18 protein-coding genes and 1 riboswitch are annotated in these 16,861 nt (G+C 71.1%); of the genes, 7 read left to right on the forward strand and 11 right to left on the reverse strand.

Annotated features, from left to right (window positions below):
* The first annotated feature begins 205 nt into the window (after positions 1-205).
* Complete coding sequence (locus tag ACFYP0_RS10555; RefSeq protein ID WP_386995402.1) at positions 206-1,975, forward strand: HelD family protein; 1,770 nt, start codon at positions 206-208, stop codon at positions 1,973-1,975.
* On the opposite strand, the gene ACFYP0_RS10560 is transcribed toward ACFYP0_RS10555, so the two are convergent.
* Genes ACFYP0_RS10560 through ACFYP0_RS10575 form a run of 4 tightly spaced genes read right to left on the reverse strand, consistent with a single transcriptional unit; the run spans position 1,964 to position 4,247 of the window.
* The gene (locus ACFYP0_RS10560; protein ID WP_124860824.1) at positions 1,964-2,575 is read right to left on the reverse strand and encodes a hypothetical protein; all 612 of its coding nucleotides are present in this window, start codon (positions 2,573-2,575) and stop codon (positions 1,964-1,966) included. The genes ACFYP0_RS10555 and ACFYP0_RS10560 overlap by 12 nt on opposite strands.
* A complete protein-coding gene (locus ACFYP0_RS10565; protein ID WP_124860822.1) occupies positions 2,575-2,919 on the reverse strand; it encodes a YbaB/EbfC family nucleoid-associated protein in 345 nt (114 codons plus the stop codon). Before ACFYP0_RS10565 ends, ACFYP0_RS10560 begins: the two co-directional genes overlap by 1 nt.
* 9 nt (positions 2,920-2,928) lie before the next feature.
* Complete coding sequence (locus tag ACFYP0_RS10570; protein ID WP_356975832.1) at positions 2,929-3,855, reverse strand: WXG100 family type VII secretion target; 927 nt, start codon at positions 3,853-3,855, stop codon at positions 2,929-2,931.
* Positions 3,852-4,247, reverse strand: a complete 396-nt coding sequence (locus ACFYP0_RS10575) for a type VII secretion target (protein WP_112668760.1) — start codon at positions 4,245-4,247, stop codon at positions 3,852-3,854. The genes ACFYP0_RS10570 and ACFYP0_RS10575 overlap by 4 nt, the downstream gene beginning before the upstream one ends.
* Positions 4,248-4,381: 134 nt before the next feature.
* Between ACFYP0_RS10575 and ACFYP0_RS10580 the strand changes: the two genes are divergently transcribed.
* The 5 genes from ACFYP0_RS10580 to ACFYP0_RS10600 all read left to right on the forward strand — a co-directional run bounded on the left by ACFYP0_RS10580 (position 4,382) and on the right by ACFYP0_RS10600 (position 7,879).
* Entirely contained in the window at positions 4,382-5,026 is a 645-nt protein-coding gene (locus ACFYP0_RS10580; protein ID WP_356975830.1) for a transporter, read from the forward strand.
* Positions 5,023-5,334, forward strand: a complete 312-nt coding sequence (locus tag ACFYP0_RS10585) for a transcriptional regulator (RefSeq protein WP_356975828.1) — start codon at positions 5,023-5,025, stop codon at positions 5,332-5,334. The genes ACFYP0_RS10580 and ACFYP0_RS10585 overlap by 4 nt, the downstream gene beginning before the upstream one ends.
* Positions 5,331-6,272 carry an ABC transporter ATP-binding protein gene (locus ACFYP0_RS10590; RefSeq protein WP_386995406.1) on the forward strand — a complete coding sequence of 314 codons (942 nt, stop codon included), beginning with the start codon at positions 5,331-5,333 and terminating at the stop codon, positions 6,270-6,272. Before ACFYP0_RS10585 ends, ACFYP0_RS10590 begins: the two co-directional genes overlap by 4 nt.
* A gap of 10 nt (positions 6,273-6,282) precedes the next feature.
* The gene (locus ACFYP0_RS10595) at positions 6,283-7,020 is read left to right on the forward strand and encodes an ABC transporter permease (RefSeq protein WP_355496068.1); all 738 of its coding nucleotides are present in this window, start codon (positions 6,283-6,285) and stop codon (positions 7,018-7,020) included.
* Between the two features lie 94 nt (positions 7,021-7,114).
* Entirely contained in the window at positions 7,115-7,879 is a 765-nt protein-coding gene (locus ACFYP0_RS10600) for a VOC family protein (RefSeq protein WP_355004826.1), read from the forward strand.
* 16 nt (positions 7,880-7,895) lie between these two features.
* Here the strand turns inward: ACFYP0_RS10600 and ACFYP0_RS10605 are convergent, their stop codons facing one another.
* The 4 genes from ACFYP0_RS10605 to ACFYP0_RS10620 all read right to left on the reverse strand — a co-directional run bounded on the left by ACFYP0_RS10605 (position 7,896) and on the right by ACFYP0_RS10620 (position 13,053).
* Positions 7,896-8,699, reverse strand: a complete 804-nt coding sequence (locus tag ACFYP0_RS10605; protein ID WP_355496066.1) for an ABC transporter ATP-binding protein — start codon at positions 8,697-8,699, stop codon at positions 7,896-7,898.
* A complete protein-coding gene (locus ACFYP0_RS10610) occupies positions 8,696-9,724 on the reverse strand; it encodes a FecCD family ABC transporter permease (protein ID WP_355496175.1) in 1,029 nt (342 codons plus the stop codon). The genes ACFYP0_RS10605 and ACFYP0_RS10610 overlap by 4 nt, the downstream gene beginning before the upstream one ends.
* Before the next feature lie 166 nt (positions 9,725-9,890).
* Positions 9,891-10,820 (reverse strand): ABC transporter substrate-binding protein, encoded by a 930-nt coding sequence (locus ACFYP0_RS10615; protein WP_355496063.1) that lies wholly within the window; start codon positions 10,818-10,820, stop codon positions 9,891-9,893.
* A 112-nt stretch (positions 10,821-10,932) separates the two neighbouring features.
* Positions 10,933-10,998, reverse strand: a riboswitch (cobalamin riboswitch).
* A gap of 177 nt (positions 10,999-11,175) precedes the next feature.
* Positions 11,176-13,053, reverse strand: coding sequence for a M14 family metallopeptidase (locus ACFYP0_RS10620; protein WP_355496061.1), 1,878 nt, complete (start codon positions 13,051-13,053; stop codon positions 11,176-11,178).
* A 210-nt stretch (positions 13,054-13,263) separates the two neighbouring features.
* On the opposite strand from ACFYP0_RS10620, the gene ACFYP0_RS10625 reads away from it, so the two are divergent.
* Positions 13,264-14,601 carry a C39 family peptidase gene (locus ACFYP0_RS10625; protein ID WP_355496058.1) on the forward strand — a complete coding sequence of 446 codons (1,338 nt, stop codon included), beginning with the start codon at positions 13,264-13,266 and terminating at the stop codon, positions 14,599-14,601.
* A gap of 72 nt (positions 14,602-14,673) precedes the next feature.
* Here ACFYP0_RS10625 and ACFYP0_RS10630 read toward each other — a convergent pair whose 3' ends face one another.
* From ACFYP0_RS10630 to mqnE, 3 genes are all read right to left on the reverse strand, one after another.
* Entirely contained in the window at positions 14,674-14,985 is a 312-nt protein-coding gene (locus tag ACFYP0_RS10630; protein WP_355496056.1) for a DUF4229 domain-containing protein, read from the reverse strand.
* A 73-nt stretch (positions 14,986-15,058) separates the two neighbouring features.
* On the reverse strand, positions 15,059-15,496 hold the full coding sequence (locus tag ACFYP0_RS10635; RefSeq protein WP_124853316.1) for a hypothetical protein: 438 nt from the start codon (positions 15,494-15,496) through the stop codon (positions 15,059-15,061).
* Positions 15,497-15,519: 23 nt separating this feature from the next.
* Entirely contained in the window at positions 15,520-16,689 is a 1,170-nt protein-coding gene (mqnE, locus tag ACFYP0_RS10640) for an aminofutalosine synthase MqnE (protein ID WP_091395685.1), read from the reverse strand.
* Between the last annotated feature and the right edge of the window lie 172 nt (positions 16,690-16,861).

The raw sequence follows: 16,861 nt of genomic DNA on the forward strand, positions 1-16,861 counted from the left end.
GAACAGCAGCACCACCGACAGCAGCGCCACGAGCAGCAGCGCCACGAGCAGCAGCGCCACGAGCAGCAGCGCCACGAGCAGCAGCGCCACGAGCAGCGGCGCCACGAGCAGCGGCACCCCGAGTGACAGGCCCACAGCCAGCAGGCCCACCAACGACCCGACCGCACCCGGCGGCAGCGGCGATCATCACGGTCGGCGGTATCACGTGGGGCGGCGGCATGTCACCGATGAGCGTGGCGAGCCGTTGGTGCTGGACTGGCGGGCACCGGTCTCCCGCTCGTTCTACCGGGCCAGCGTGCGGGATCCGCAGGGGGTGGCGGTTCGGCGGCGGTTCGGGTTCAGCAATGGTGTGCTGACCAGCTTCGAGGATGAGCGGCTGGATCGGGGCGAAGAGCTCGGTACGACGAGTCGGATCCTCACCGCCGAGATCGAGCGTCCACGCGTCGGGCCGATGCGGGACATCGTCGCCACGATCCAGCCGGAGCAGGACGAGCTGGTCCGGGCTGACCTCGCGGACTCGATCTGTGTGCAGGGCGCGCCGGGTACGGGGAAGACGGCGGTGGGCCTGCACCGGGCCGCGTACCTGCTCTACCTGCACCGGGAGCGGTTGCGGCGGGCGGGTGTACTGATCGTCGGGCCGAACCGGGCGTTCCTGTCGTACATCGCGGCGGTGCTGCCGGCGCTCGGTGAGGTCGAGGTCGAGCAGGCCACGGTGGAGGAGTTGATCTCCCGGGTGGCGGTTCGGGCGGTCGAGGCGCCGGCGGTGGCCGCGCTCAAACACGACGTACGGATGGCGAGCGTGCTGCGGCGCGCGGTGCAGGGGCAGATCGGCACTCCGACCGAGTCGATCACCGTGTCGGACGGCTCGTTCCGCTGGCGGATCGGGGTGGAGCCGTTGCACCGGATCGTCGAGGAGACCCGCCGGGAGGGGCTGCCGTATGGCACGGGCCGGGAACGTGTCCAGGCGCGGGTGGTGAGTCTGCTGCAACGGCAGGCCGAGGCGCGGCGTGCGGAGTCGCCCAGCGATGCCTGGCTGCGCCGGATGAGCCGTTGCCGGCCGGTGCTCGACTTCCTGGACGCGGTCTGGCCGGCGCTCACCCCGGAAGGGCTGGTGCACGGCCTGTTCTCCGACCCGACCCGGCTCGGCGCCGCGGCGGACGGGCTGCTCAGCGACGCCGAGCAGGCGCAGTTGATCTGGGCGAAGCCGGCCCGCACGCCGAAGGCGACCCGTTGGACCGCCGCCGACGCGGTGCTGATCGACGAGGCGACCGGGCTGCTGGAACGGCTCTCCGGGTTCGGGCACGTGGTGGTGGACGAGGCGCAGGACCTCTCCCCGATGCAGTGTCGGGCCATCGCTCGGCGCAGCGAGCACGGCTCGGTCACGCTGCTGGGTGACCTCGCCCAGGGCACCGCGCCGTGGGCGGCGACGGACTGGCGGGAATCCCTCGCCCATCTGGGCAAGCCGGACGCGGTGGTGGTGCCGTTGACCGTCGGTTTCCGGGTGCCCGCCGCAGTCGTCGCATTCGCGAACCTGCTGCTCCCGGCGCTCGCGGTGGACGTACCGCCGGCCGAGTCGCTGCGCCACGACGGCGGCCTGGACGTGCGTACGGTGACCGACCTGCCCTCGGCGACGGTGGCCGAGGTGCGCGCGGCGCTCGCGCACGACGGCTCGGTCGGTGTGATCGCCGCGGACGGCGCGGTCGACGGCCTGCGCGCGGCGCTGGCCGAGGCCGGTGTCGAGACCGCGACCGCCGACGACGTGGCGGCCGCGGAGCGGGTCACCGTGGTGCCGGCGACGCTGGTCAAGGGCCTTGAGTACGACCATGTGGTGGTGGTCGAGCCGGCCGCGATCGTCGCGGCCGAGCCGCGCGGGCTGCACCGGTTGTACGTGGTGCTCACCCGGGCGGTGTCCCGGCTGGCGGTGCTGCACGTTGCGGCGCTGCCCGCACCGCTCGTCGACGGGTCAGCCGACTGACAGGGCTGCCGCGACCTCCCGCAGCGGGCGGCCGGAGTCGGCCAGCGGCACGTGGAACGACAGCCACGACCCGTCGGCGAAGTCGATCCGCAGCCGCTTCCAGTTCAACCTGTACCTGCCGAACCGGGCGGTGACGGCCGTGCGCGGGACGGACCCGAGCAGTTCGATGTCGGCCTGGGCCCGTTCGTCCGCCGCCGAGCTGGAGAGCAGCCCGACGGGTGCTGTCGCGCCGAGCAGCAGTCGCTGGTCGGTGACCGCCAGCACGAGGGTTCGGAGGCCGGAGCCCTTCGTCGCCACGGTCAGGGCATGGTGCAGCACGGACGCTTGGGAATCTGGCTCGCCTCGACCTCCGACACCGAAGAAGAGCCAGTCGACGGCGTTGTCCGCCCGACCGAAGGTGATGTTCGGTGACAGCACGTTGAGCAGGACACCCAGGAAGCCCGGTCCACCCGTGGCGGGTGGCGTCGACGGCTGTGGGGGCGGTGCCGGGGTCAGCCCGCCGCCCGCTCGAACCTGGGCCACCGCGCGCACCTGCTCCCCGGCCGGCAGCAGCCGGGTGATCCCGTCGACGTACCGTGCCTGACTCTCGTCGACCGTCATCAGCGCCCCTCGTGGTCGGCGGGTCGGCGCGGACCGGCGCCTGGGTCTCCGATGACCTCGCCGACCAACTCCCGGACCAGGGCCGCTGCGGCCTCCTGCGCCCGGTTGGCGGCTGCGGTGAACTCCTCGGCCAGGCTGTAGGAGTCCAGTCGCATCGCCCGCGCGTTCAGCTCCGTAGAAACGATCTTGCCGTCGGCCGCGGCGGTGACCCGCACCAGGCCGGAGTCGCTCACGCCCTCGGCGCTGGTCTGCTCCAGCTCCGCCATCCGGTCGGCGAGTTGCCGCTGCCATCCGTCCAGGTTGCGGGCCAGCGCCTCGATGCGGTCCAGGGCGGGGAAGGTCATGGCTGCCTCTCAGTTCACGATGGAGTCGAAGACATTCTGCACACCCACCGTGTACGGGCCCAGGTCCTCGCTGTACGTGCCGTCCACCAGGTAGTTGCGGTCCTTCTGCCCGTCGGAGATGTCGTGCAGGCCCACGCCGGTGTCGAGCAGAGCGCCGCCGAAACCGGGGATGTTGACCGGCGAGACCTGGTTGATGACGAACTTGCCCGGAAAGAGAGTCTTGAACTTCTCGACCTGGAAGGCCCGCCCCTCGGGCGTCCAGCCGCCCTTGCTGAGCAGCTTGTACTGCTTCTTCCGCTTCTTGAGCTCCATGACGGTCTCCGCGTACTTGCGGAGCTGCCCGGCGACCTTGCCCAGCCGGGCGGCGAGGCGGGTGAGCACCTCGGCGAACCGGGCGACGATCTTCACCATCCGACCCACTGTGGTGGCCAGCCGGGCCAGCACCCGGACCACCGTGGCGGCCAACGAGACGCCGGCGCTCAGCGCCGCGGCCACCGCCGCGATGATCACCTCGGTGAGGAACCAGAGCAGGAACTCGAGGATCAGCTCGACCAGCAGATTGAACGCGTCCACCGCCGCGTTCGCCGCCTCGACCAGCACGTCCTTCGTGCCGTCGAGCCCCTCGGCCAGCTCCTCGATCGCCGCTTCCACCGACTCCATCGAGGCATGGAAGCTCTCGGCCGCGTCGCCCGTCCACGCGCCGCGCAGCCTGGCCCGGTCGGCGATCTGGTCACCGGCGATCTCCCGTACCGCCGCGCCGGTGTCCAGGCAGAGCTGCGCGGCCCGCATCAGGTCGTCCGGTTCGCCAGCGACCAGCTCCAACAGCTGCTCGAACGGCCAGAGCACCGCGTTGGAGAGCGGCTTGAAGGGTTCGGGGGTGCCCGAGACGATCTGCTCGAAGTAGGTCTTGTTGCGCTGCAACGCCTCGGTGCTCACGCCGGCACCGAACCGTTCGGAGCGCCGGTGCCACCCGACCAGGGGCCGGGCGCGATGACGTCGGGAGCGGGCGGGCGGCCGGGCACGAAGAGATCGGTGTTGGCCACGTCGGTGCCCGTGTAGGCGGCGGCGGTGTCGGTGAGCCCTTCGGCGATGTCCGCCATCATCTCGGCACCGTCGGCGAGCCCCTGAAGGCACGCCTCGAACTGCTCGGCGTACGTCGCCGCGAGGTTGAAGGACGCCGGCATCACCCCGAAGGCGTGCCGTGGCACGTGCCCGTCGCCGAAGGCGCGGTGCAGCTCGCGGAAACGGGCCGCCCGATCCCTGGACCCGGCGGCGAACGCCGTCAGAGCCTCCGGCTGGACCTCCAACTCATTGCTCGGGCTTGACACGAACCCTCCCCTGTGGCCTGTGCGACGGATCAGTCGCCACGACTGACCACCATAGGCACTGCTCGCCGCGATCGGGGGGCCCGTCGGTGATGACGGGTCCACCCATCTCGACTTTGTGTCGTAAAGTAGTTTGCGTGGACCCCGACGATGATTCACCACCCACCGATGCCGCGGCGGCGCTCCGGCTGATCCAGGACCAGCGGTCGGCGACGGCACGCCGGCTCGATCCCGACGCCCGACTGCTCTACTGGCCATGGGGTGTCGCCTGGCTGGTCGGCTTCGGGCTGTTCTTCCTCCGGTTCGCCCCCGGTGACCGGGCTCTGGTTCCACTGCCCAGCTGGCTGCCGCTGACCGTCCTCTTCGTACTGCTCGCGGCCGCCGGAACGATCCAGGCGGTGGTCAGCGTGCGGGCCTACGGCCAGGTGAGCGGTGACTCCGCCCGACGTGGGCAGTGGTACGGGTACGCCTGGGCCCTCGGTTCGGTGAGCGTCTACGCGGGGCTCGGCCGGATCTCCGAGCACCTGCCGCACGACCTGGCGGCGTTGCTCTGGTCGGCGACCGCCGTCGGGCTGACCGGTGCGCTGCACATGGCCGGCGGGGCCGTCTGGCTGGACCAGGACCTGTTCCGCCTCGGCGTCTGGATCAGCGTGATCAACCTGGTCGGGGCGTTCGCCGGGCCGGGCTGGCACCCGCTCGTCGTGGCGGTGGCCGGCGGTGGCGGAATGCTGGTGGCCGGCGCGCTCGCCCGGCGGCGACAGCGACAGCGGCAGCAGCCGTGACCGAGCTGGATCCGGTCATCCACGCGCAGGCCCGGCTGCGGGTGGTCGCCAGCCTCTCCGCTCTCAACGTCGGCGACAAGATCGCGTTCCCCCGCCTACAGGAGCTGCTCGCTATGACCGCCGGCAACCTCTCGGTGCACCTGCGCAAACTCGAGGACGCCGGCTACGTGGAGATCAGCAAGACCCATCGTGGACGCACCCCGGCGACCCTGGTCGGGCTCAGCCGGCGAGGTCGGCTGGCGTTCGAGGAGTACACCGAAGCGATCCGCGCCCTGCTCGACCCCGCCCCGCCGAAGGAGCAGCCATGACCCTTGCCCGCGCCGAACAGGCCAGCCGCCGGTACGGCGACGTCCTCGCCCTCGACCGTGTCGACCTGGAGGTCCGGGCCGGTGAGCTGGTCGGCCTGCTCGGGCCGAACGGCGCCGGCAAGAGCACCCTGATGAACCTGCTGGTGGGCCTGCGCCGCCCCAGCTCCGGGCGGGTGGAGCTGTTCGGTGGCGACCCCCGTGACCCGGCGAGCCGGCGGCAGATCGGGGTCACCCCGCAGGAGACCGGTCTGCCGGGCACGCTGCGCGTCGGCGAGGTCGTCGACTTCGTCTCCGCGCACTACCCCGACCCGGTGCCCCGGGCCGAGCTGCTCGACCGCTTCGGTCTCGCCGACCTGGCCCGACGGCAGACCGGTGGGCTCTCCGGCGGGCAACGCCGCCGATTGGCGGTGGCGTTGGCGTTCGTCGGCCGACCCCGGTTGGTGCTGCTCGACGAACCCACCACGGGCCTGGACGTGGCCGCCCGGCACACCCTGTGGGACGCGATCCGGGCATTCCACGACGACGGCGGCACCGTGCTGTTGAGCAGCCACTACCTGGAGGAGGTGGAGGCGCTCGCCCACCGGGTGGTGGTCATCGGGCAGGGCCGGGTGCTCGCCGACGACACAGTGGACGCGGTGCGCGGCATCGTGGGCGTACGCCGGGTCAGCCTCGTCGCCGATGACCTGCCCGACCTGCCCGGGGTGGTCCGCAGCGAACGGGTCGACGGTCGGCTGCACCTGCTCACCACCGACGCCGACGAGCTGGTCCGAGCGCTGGTCACGGCACAGACCCCGTTCACCGACCTGGAGGTACGGCCGACCTCGCTGGAGGAGGCGTTCCTCGCCATCACCAGCGGAAACGTCACCAGCGGCGACGAGCCCTCCGGCACCGGCCGACCCACCACCGCCGCTGCCGGCGGCCGACCCACCACCGTCTGAGGAGGCGACAGTGCAGCTCGCCCTGGTCCACGCCCGCTACCAACTCCTGGAGATCATCCGGATTCCGGTGGCCGTCTTCGGCAGCGCCTTCTTTCCGGCCGCCGCCATGATCTTCTTCGTGGTGCCGTTCGCCGGTGACGACGCGGTCGGTGCCACCTACGCCACCGCGTCGATGGTCACCTTCTCGGTGATGAGCGCCAACATCTTCCAGTACGGCGTCGGTGTCGCCGAGGACCGCGACCAGCCCTGGAACCCGTACACCCGGACCCTGCCGGCCGGCTCCGCGCCGCGGTTCGCAGGCCGGGTGCTGGCCGGCCTGGCGCTGACCTACCTCTCGCTGATCCCGGTCGTGGTGATCGGCGCGACGCTGACCGCGGCCCAGCTCACCCCGGCGGCGTTCCTGCTGGCCCTCGGCACCGTGGCCGTCATCTCGGTGCCGTTCACGCTGATGGGGCTCGCCATCGGCTACTCGCTGCCGAGCAAGGCGGCGATCGTGGTGGCGCAGGTGCTCTTCCTGCCGCTCGCGTTCGGCGGCGGCCTGCTCTCCGCGCCGGGCGACGCGCCCGGGTTCATCGAGACGATCGCCCCGTATCTGCCCACCCGGGGAGCGGCCGAACTGATGTGGGCGGCGGTGGGCGACTACCGCGTCGAGCCGCTGGCACTGATCATGCTCGGTGTCTGGGTGGTGCTGCTCGCCGCGCTCGCCGGCTGGGCGTACCGGCGGGACGAGGGTCGCCGGTTCAGCTGACGATTCGTCCGTTTTCGCCCCGGGCCGCGGCGGGACGGTGCCAGGATTCCGGCAGGGGGCCGCCGTGGCCGCCCGGGCCGAGAGGGGTCTTGACGTGAGCACCGTCCCGCCGGGTACGCCCTGCTGGGCCGACCTGGCCACCCCGGACCTGACCGACGCGCGACGCTTCTACCCGGAGCTGTTCGGGTGGACCGGTCGGGTCACCCCGGAGCCCGAGGCGGGCGGCTACACGGTCTTCCTGCTCGACGGTAAGCCGGTGGCCGGCGCCGGCCCGCCCGCGATCCCGGACCAGATTCCGATCTGGTCGACGTACCTCGCCACCGACGACGCCGAACTCGTCGCCGGCCGGGTCGAACGGGCCGGCGGGCAGGTCGTCGTACCCCCGTTCGAGGTCTTCGACCGGGGCTGGATGGCGGTCTTCGCCGACCCGGCCGGCGCCACGTTCAGCGTCTGGCAGCCACTGGCCATGGCCGGTGCCGAGGTGTTCAACGTGCCGGGCGCGATGAGCTGGAACGAGCTGGTCACCCCCGACCCCGAAGGCGCGAAGGTCTTCTACGAGCTGGTGTTCGGCTGGCAGCCCGACGACCAGGCGGTGGGCGCGATGACGTACACCGGGTGGCGGCTCGGGACGCAGATCGTCGCCGGGATGATGCCGCCGCTGGCCGACGACTTCCCGGCCGACCTGCCCGCGTACTGGACGGTCTACTTCGCGGTGGCCGACGCGGACGCCGCCGCGGCCCGCGCCGCCGAGCTGGGCGGAACGATCCTGGTCCCGCCCCGCGACATCCCGGCGGGCCGCTTCGCCGCCCTGCGCGACCCCCAGGGCGCCCTCTTCTCCGTCATCGACCTGGGCCCCTGACCCAGCGCCTGCGTGTTCAGGGGCGGGTGGGGCGGACGGGGACCACCAACGGGCCGTGGGCGCCGGGGACCACCCGGACGCTGGCCCGGTAGTGGGTGGCGAGCAACTCCTCGGTCAGCACCTCGCGCGGAGTCCCGGCGGCCACCACCCGACCGGCGGCGAGCATCACCATCCGGTCGGCGTACTCACCGGCCAGCGAGAGATCGTGCATCGTGGCCAGGACGGTCAGGCCGTGCTCGCGGCGTAGCTGGTCGACGACTTCGAGCACGTCCTGCTGGTGGCCGATGTCGAGCGCGCTGGTCGGCTCGTCCAGCAGCAGCAGCGTCGCGCCCTGGGCGAGCGCGCGGGCGAGGAACACCCGCTGCCGTTCGCCGCCGGAGAGGGTGGCCAGTTCGCGACGGTGGAAGCCGGCGAGGTCCAACCGCCCCAGCACCTCGTGCACGGCGTCAACGTCGGCGGTCGACTCCCGGCCCAGGGTCGGGATGTACGGGGTGCGGCCGAGCAGCACGTAGTCCAGCACCGACATGCCGGGCGGCACCACCGGGGACTGTGCCACCGTGGCCACTATCCGGGCGCGGTCCCGACGGCGCAGCGCGGCACTCGGCGTACCGAAGAGGGTGATCGCCTTCGGCGCGGGCAGCAGGCCGCCGACGGCGCGCAACAGGGTGGATTTGCCGGCGCCGTTCGGGCCGATCACGGTGACCCACTCGCCGACGGCGACGGTGAGGTCGACGCCGGTCAGGATCGGCGTGCCACCGAGGGCGACGTGCAGCCCGCGCACCTCGACGGCCGGCGTGCCGGCGGCGGTTTCGCGGCTCACGTGAGCACTCGCCGGGCGGTCCGCAGCACGAGGACGAAGAACGGGCCGCCCAGCAGGGCGGTCACCACTCCGATCGGCAGCTCGGACGGAGCGGCGACGGTGCGGGCCACCACATCGGTCAGCGCCAGGAACGCGCCGCCGAACAGCAGCGACATCGGCAGGATCACCCGGTAGCTGGACCCGGCGAGCAGCCGGACGGTGTGCGGCACGATGATGCCCACGAAGCCGATCAGGCCGGTCGCGGAGACCGCCGCCGCGGTGCCCAGCGAGGCGGCGGCGATCAACAGGTACCGGGTGCGCTGCGGGTGCAGGCCCAGACTTCGCGCCTCGTCGTCGCCGACCGCGAGGACGTCCAGTTCGCGGCGGTGCAGCAGCACCACCACCGTGGTCAGCGCGGCGTACGGCAGCACCAGCAGCACGTCGTGCCAACCGGCGGTGGCCAGCCGGCCGAGCAACCAGGAGTAGACCGGCTGGATGCTGTCGGCGTGTCGTTGCAGGAGGTACGTCTGCCCGGCGGAGAGGAACGCGGAGACCGCCACCCCGGCCAGGATCAGCATGGCCGGTGACCCGCGTCGCCCACCGGCCGCGCCGAGCACGTAGGTCATCGTGACGGCGAGCAGCGAACCGGCGAACGCGGCCAGCGGAATGGTCATCGGCAAGCCGGAAAGCGTGCCCTGCTGGCCGGCGCCGCCGAGGGCGATCGCCGCGGTGACCGCGAGGCCGGCACCGGCGGCCACACCGAGCAGGTACGGGTCGGCCAGCGGGTTGCGGAACACGCCCTGGTAGCAACCACCGGCGAGGGCGAGCAGACCGCCGACGAGCAGGCCCAGCACCACCCGGGGCAGGCGCAGCTCGGTGACGATCGCGATCTCACGCTCGGTCAGCCCGCTGTCGAGGTGCACGCCGGGAAACAGGTTGAGCAGCTCGGCGGCGACGCTGCCCGGTGGCAGGCTCACCGGGCCGAGCGACACCCCGACGACGAGCGCGACGAGCACCGCGACCAACCCCGCGACCAACCACCGCATGCGCAGCCCGGCCGGCCGGGCCCCGGACGCCAGCCCGGCGGGCCGGACCTCGGCAGGAGGCTCGGCCCGCTCAGACGACGGCGACGACGGCGGCGGCGGCTCGGCCGGCCGGCCGGTTGGTGCCGGATCGGACACCTTTCGCGGCCCGGTCACCGACGGACGACGGTCACGCGGGCACCTTGGCGACCGCGTCGATGATGACCCGGAGCAGGTCCACGACCCGGGGGCCCCAGCGGGAGGCGACGTCGTCGTCCAGGGCGACGACCTGGTTGTTCTTCACAGCGGTGAGGCCGGCCCAGCCACTGCGCGCCTTGACCGTGTCGGCGTTCTGCTGGCAGCACTTGGCGTCGGCCAGGAAGACGAAGTCCGGGTCGGCCTTGACGATGAACTCCTGGGACAGCTGGGGGTAGCCGAAGCTCTTACCGTCCGCGTCGGCCGGGTCGGCGATGTTGGTCAGGCCGGCCTGGCTGTAGAGCGAGCCGATGAACGTCTTGCTGGTGGCGCTGTACAGCTCCGGGCCCAGCTCGTGGAAGTAGGTGAGCTTCTCGGCGCGCTGTGGCAGGTCCTTGACCAGCTTGGCGATGTCGTCCTTCATCCGGGTGGCGACGTCGGTGGCCTGGTCGGCGTGCCCGGTCAGCGTGCCCAGCTCGGTGATCTGCCGGTACGAGTCGTCGAGCGTGGTCGCCGCCGGGGTCTGGTAAACCGGGATCTTCAGCTTGCCGAGCTGCTCGACGATCTTGTTGCGGTCGTCGGAGAGCACCACGAGGTCAGGGTTCTTACCGGCGATCGCCTCGGCGTTCGGCTGGAAGGCGGAGAGGTCGGTCTTGGGCACGTCGGCCGGGTAGTTCGACTGGTCGTCGACGGCGGTCACCTGCGGGCCGGCGCCGATCGCGAAGAGCATCTCGGTGGCGGTGGGCGACAGCACGACGATCTTCTCGGGGCGCTTGTCGAGGGTGAGCGCGCCGACCGTGACCGGGTAGGCGGCGGCCGCGGTGCCGGCGCTCGGCTGGTCGTCGGCCTTCTCGGCGCAGGCGCCGAGGGCGAGTGCGGTGACCGCGAGGGTCGCCGCGAAGAGCCGAGGGGTACGTCTGAACATGGGGGCCTCCTGTCGGTCGAGGAGTGTGGTGCTTCGCCGACAGGGACTTTCGTACGCCCGCCCACGAGGCGCCCTTCCTCGAGAGCGCGTTTCGCGACCGATCCGTAGGCGACCTGGCTCGTCCCCACCTACCGGTGGGGCATCACAGTTGCGGGACAGCGCCGGGTTTCGCACCGGCTTCGCTGCGGACTGGTCGCTAAGACGGTAGCGCACCGCCAGGACGTGCCGGATCGATCAAGGGCCGGTCAGTGTCGGTCGCTCGCCGGAGCCGTGGCGCACGAGGGATATGTCCCGGATCTGGAGGCTCAGGAGCGGGTGGTGGGGCCCCGCCGGGGCGGGACGGGGCCCCACCCGATCAGGAGGACGTGATGGTGACGTTGTCCACAGCCGCCTCGACCAGGCTGGCCCCGGACGCGTCCGCAGCCTCGACGAGCACGCGGACCGACTGGCCGGCGTACGGGGTGAGGTTGAGGTTGGCGACCGCCCAGCTCCCGTTGCGGTTGCTGGCCGCGCCGGCCTGGGTGAGCAGCGCTGTGGTGCCGCCGTTGTGCACCACGCTCACCCGCAGGTAGTCCGCCGACGAGGCGTTCGAGCCGTGAGCCAGGTACCAGGCGAGCGAGAGGGTCAGCGTGCCGGACGACGGCAGGGTCACCGCCGGGGACCGGGCACTGGTCACGCCGCCGTCGAGGTCGTAGTCACCGGCCGCCGAGCCGGCGAGCCGGCCGGTGACCAGGTCGTTGGACCCGGCGTACGGGGTGAGCTGCTTGGCTCCGGAGGACGTGGTCGCCTGCGCGGCGCCCCGCTCGAACGCGCCGAGGGTGGCGGTGTCGGTGCCGCCCGGGTTGATGGTCCAGCCGGTGGCGGTCTCGAAGGTGTCCGACCAGACCGTGGTGCCGCCACCGCCGCCGCAGTACTGCGCCTGCTTGCCGATGGCCCGGTACGGGCAGTCGGCGTACTCGCTGAGCAGCAGCACCGCCTCCCGGTTGCGTGAGGTCTGCGCCGGGATCACCTCGTCGGGCGGGTAGAAGCCGCCGCCACCGGACGAGCCCGGGTACATCTCGAAGGTGTACGCCCAGATGTTGTGGGTGGCCCACATCCAGTCGAGGCTGTCCCCGTCGGTGATGTAGAGGTCGCTGGACTGTTCCGGGGTGTAGCCGTTGGTGGCCGCCATCTGCTGACCGATGGTGGCGAAGGTGTTGTACTGGTCGGCGTTCATCCCGGTCGCGGTGTTCGCTGTGGTGTAGCCGTAGGGCCAGAGCACCAGCTGCGAGTACGTGTGGAAGTCGATGTTGGCCTTGATCTGCTGCACCCCGCCGACCACCCGGCCGTTGACGAAGTTGCGCAGCGCCTGCGTCTCTGGCGCGGAGAACGCCGACGGCCCCCGGTAGGTCTCCGACGAGGTGGTGCCGGACGAGCCGCCGCAGCATCCCCAGTTGTAGGACCAGTTGCGGTTCAGGTCGGTGCCGACGTTGGACGAGCCGCTGTTGGGCTGCCGGTTCTTGCGCCAGGACCGGTACGACCCGGTGGCGATGTCGTACTCGCTGCCGTCCGGATTCACCGTCGGCACGATCCAGAGCTCCCGGCCGTTGACGATGTTGGTGATCCGGGAGTCGCTGCCGTAGCTGTCGGTGAAGAGGTTGAGCAGGTAGATCGCCATCTCGACGGTCAGGTGCTCACGGGCGTGCTGCTGGGAGTTGAACAGGATCTCCGGCTCGTTCTCGTCGGTGCCGACGTTGTCGGAGATCTTCACTGCCATCAGGTCGCGGCCCTCGTACGACGAACCGATGCTGATCTTGCGGGCGATCGCCGGATGGTCGGCGACGACCTGGTTCACGACGGCGGTCAGTTCCGCGTAGTCGTGGTAGTTCGAGTCGGCCGGTGGGAAGGCCAGCGTGCCGAAGTCGTCGGCTCCGCGCTCGGCGTTGGGTGGCGGGGCGAGCGGTTCCAGCCGGAAGCCGAGCTTGCCGATCGCGGCGGCCTCGCTCGCGGTGGCCGAGATGTGCAGCACGCCGTGTTCGGAGTAGTCGATGGCGGCTCCGGTGCGGGCCACCGCGTTGCGGTCGGCGAGGGTCCGGGGCCCGAGCACCCGGTAGCCGGCGGCAGCCTGCTCAGCGGTGCGGTCCGGTGCCGGTCGGGCGGCGACCGGACCGGCGGCGACGGTGACGATGCCCAGCCCGGTGACGACAGCGAGCACCAGGACACGGCGGAGGGGGATGGGCGTGCGGAGGGCCATGGACTACCTCCTCGATGGGCGGGAGATCCCGCTCGGTGAAGGACACTTCACCACCTGTCACATGGTCATATCAACATTGATCGCTGCGTTGGCCATCCCAGGCGGATCATCATGGCGGCAATGATTTTCCACATATCAACATCTGGCGAAACTTCCCTCCAAGCGGAAAACTGACCAGCGACGATGCCCCCTCGACACCGCGGAGCACCCATGGCCAGATCCCGCCTGCGCGCGGCCGCCCTCGCCGGCGTCACCGCGCTCACCCTGCTCACCAGCACTGCGCCCGCGCTGGCGGCCCACCCGCCCGCCCCCGCCCACGACGAGCAGATCACCTACCAGGACTGGTCCGGGCCCGCCGACTGGCATCGGGGCAGCCGGGCCGGAACCCGCGTCGTGCCCGGCGCCCGAGCGGGCGTCACCCTGGCCCGTCCGGCCGGCACCATCGAGTACGCGGACCCGCACACCGGCGCCACCCGCACCTGGGAGTACGGCACCTGGACCTCGCCGGTGACCCGGGTCGGGTTCGACGCCACCGAGCTGATCGCCTCCTGGAACGCGGAGACCCCCGCCGGCACCTGGATCCAGGTGGAGATGCAGGGCAGCTACACCAGCGGCGACCAGACTCCGTGGTACGTCCTGGGTCGCTGGGCGTCCGGCGACACCGACATCAAGCGGACCAGCGTCAACCGGCAGGGCGACCCCTGGTCGACGATCTGGACCGACACCTTCAGCATCGACGACGCCACCGCCGGGGTGCTGCTGCGGTCGTACCAGCTCAAGCTGACCCTCTACCGCGCACCCGGGCAGAGCGCCGCCCCGGTGGTCCGGATGCTGGGCGCGATGAGCAGCACAGTGCCGGACCGGTTCACCGTGCCGCCGAGCGCCGGACACATCGCCTGGGGCCGGGAACTGCCGGTGCCGCGCTATTCGCAGAACGTGCACTCCGGGCACTACCCCGAGTACGACGGCGGCGGCGAGGCGTGGTGCTCACCCACCTCGACGGAGATGGTGGTCGAGTACTGGGGACGCAAACCGTCGACGGCCGACACCTCCTGGGTGGACCCGACCTACCCCGACCCGACGGTCAACCACGCCGCGCGGATGACCTACGACTACGCGTACGACGGCGCGGGCAACTGGCCGTTCAACACCGCGTACGCGGCCAGCTTCCCCGGGCTGGAGGGCCGGGTGACCCGGCTGCACTCGCTGGACGAGCTGGAGCGTTTCATCGCCGCCGGCATCCCCGTCGTGACCAGTCAGTCCTTCCTCGCCAGCGAGCTGGACGGGGCGAACTATGGCACCTCCGGGCACCTGTTCGTGGTGGTCGGCTTCACCGCTGACGGCGACGTGATCGTCAACGACCCGGCCTCGTCCAGCAACGACGTGGTGCGCAACGTCTACAAGCGTGCGCAGTTCGAGCAGATCTGGCTGCGCACCAAGCGCACCAACGCCAGCGGCGGCGTCTCCGGTGGCTCCGGCGGCATCGCGTACCTGATCAAGCCCATCGCAAAGCCCTGGCCCAAGGTCCCCGGCTCCACCAACTGGTAACACCCCCAGACGAGCGGGTTGATCAAGAGGTTTGCGTCACCAGGACGGCTTCCGGTGACGCAAACCTCTTGATCAACGCTGGGAGTCGGGGGCCTGGGTGGGAGGGTCGGGGGTGGGGTTTGAGTCGGGGTCGGGGGTCTGGTCTTCGCCGGCCAGGGCGGAGCGGAGGCGTTCCTTCTCGGTGCGGCGGCGCTCGGCTGCTTCGGCGATCTCCCCGGCCATCTCGTCCCGCCAACCGCGCAGCAGGAAGAAGGAGAGCGCGGCGGAGAACACCAACGCCAGCATCAGCTTCAGGAACACGTTCATGTCGACCAGCCAGAGGCCGCCCAGCACGGCGACGAACAGCCCGATCCGGCCCAGCGTGTACTTGAGCGCGGCGCTCACCTGCACCACTCCGTTCTCTCCGTCGCCCGCCACTGCCGGCGGAAGGGTCGAGCCGCCCGGCGGGCGGTCGTGGTCAGCCGGTCCGGCGGGCGAGCCAGCGGACACCCGGGAACCAGAGGGCCGCGTACGCCACTGTGAACGCCGCCGCCGCCAACGCGCCGGAGAGCAGCGGCGGCAACCCCGCGCCCAGCCCGGCGATCAGCAGCCCGGCGAACACCCCGACGGCGGCGGCGACCACCGCCGCCACCACCCGGGCCGCGCCGAAGTCCCAGGCCCGGAAGTCGTCCCAGAACAGCCAGGCCGGCAGGATCACCGCTAGCCAACCGTTCGTGTGCCCGAAGTCGCCGGCGCCGATCGAGGCGAACGCCCAGTCGAACAGCACCAGCGCGAGCACGCCGATGACCAGGCCGGCCAGGCACACCCCGAGCAGGTCGCCCAGGGTACGGATGCGGCCCTCGGCGTCCCGGCGGGGAAAGCCGCTCTGCTGCTCAGGTCCTCGTTGCTCGGTCATCGACTGCGAGGGTACGTGGTGGCTCAGGCCCAGACCTGCTGCGGCTCGGCACGCCGTTCAGCCAGCGACGGGGCCTTGTCGTACTCCCGGACCACGTTGTAGCGGGTGTCCCGCTCGACGGGCTGGAAGCCGGCGTCCCAGATCAGGTGCAGCAGGTCGTCGCGGTGCATGGTGTTCGGGGTGCCGTACGAGTCGGCGTCGTGGGTGATCTTGTATTCGACGACGGAGCCGTCCAGGTCGTCCACGCCGAAGTTCAGCGAGAGCTGGGCCACCGACAGCCCGTGCATCACCCAGAAGTTCTTCAGGTGCGGCACGTTGTCGAAGAGCAGCCGGGAGACGGCGAACGTCTTCAGCGACTCGGCCGGCGAGGCCATCGTGGTGCGCGCCTGGATCCGGTTACGGATCTTGCCGTCCGCCGAGTCGACGAAGTCGTGCTGGTAACGCAGCGGGATGAAGACCGCGAAGCCACCGGTCTCGTCCTGCAACTCGCGCAGCCGCAGCACGTGGTCGACGCGGTGTCGGGGCTCCTCGATGTGGCCGTACAGCATCGTCGCCGGGGTCTTCATGCCCTTGCTGTGTGCCAGCGCGTGGATGCGCGACCAGTCTTCCCAGTGGCAGGCGTGGTCGACGATGTGCTGCCGGACCTCCCAGTCGAAGATCTCCGCGCCACCACCGGTCAGCGACTCCAGGCCGGCGTCCATCAGCTCGTCGAGGATCTCGTCGGCGCTCAGGCCGCTGATCTTCTCGAACCACTGCACCTCGGTCGCCGTGAAGCACTTGAGCTTGACGTTCGGCAGCGCCGCCTTCAGCTCGCGCAGCACCTTCGGGTAGTAACGCCAGGGCAGCGTGGGGTGCAGGCCGTTGACGATGTGCAACTCGGTGAGCTGCTCGTCCTCCATCTCCTTGGCCTTGCGGACCGCCTCGTCGATGCGCATCGTGTACGCGTCCTTCTCGCCCGGCTTGCGCTGGAACGAGCAGTACGCGCAGGACGCCGAACAGACGTTGGTCAGGTTGAGGTGCCGGTTGACGTTGAACATCACCCGTTCACCGTTCAACTCGGTGCGCTTGTGGTGCGCCAGCCGCCCCAGCCAGGTCAGGTCGTCGCTCTCGTAGAGGGCGACCCCGTCCTCCCGGGTCAGCCGCTCACCGGCGTACACCTTCGCTTCGAGCTCACGCTTGAGTCCGGCGTCCATGGCACGTCCCTTCCACCTGCGGTCCGGATCGAGCGTACGTCGCGGTGCCGACGGGCCCGGCGGCACGGTCGCCGGCAGCGACCCACTTCACCAGACTCTCAGCCTCCCGTAACCCGACAACGCATCGACATGAGTGGCGCTGTGCGGTAGTAACAAGGTGGGGCGGAACACA

Source organism: Micromonospora arida (assembly GCF_042873195.1).
GTDB lineage: Bacteria > Actinomycetota > Actinomycetes > Mycobacteriales > Micromonosporaceae > Micromonospora > Micromonospora arida.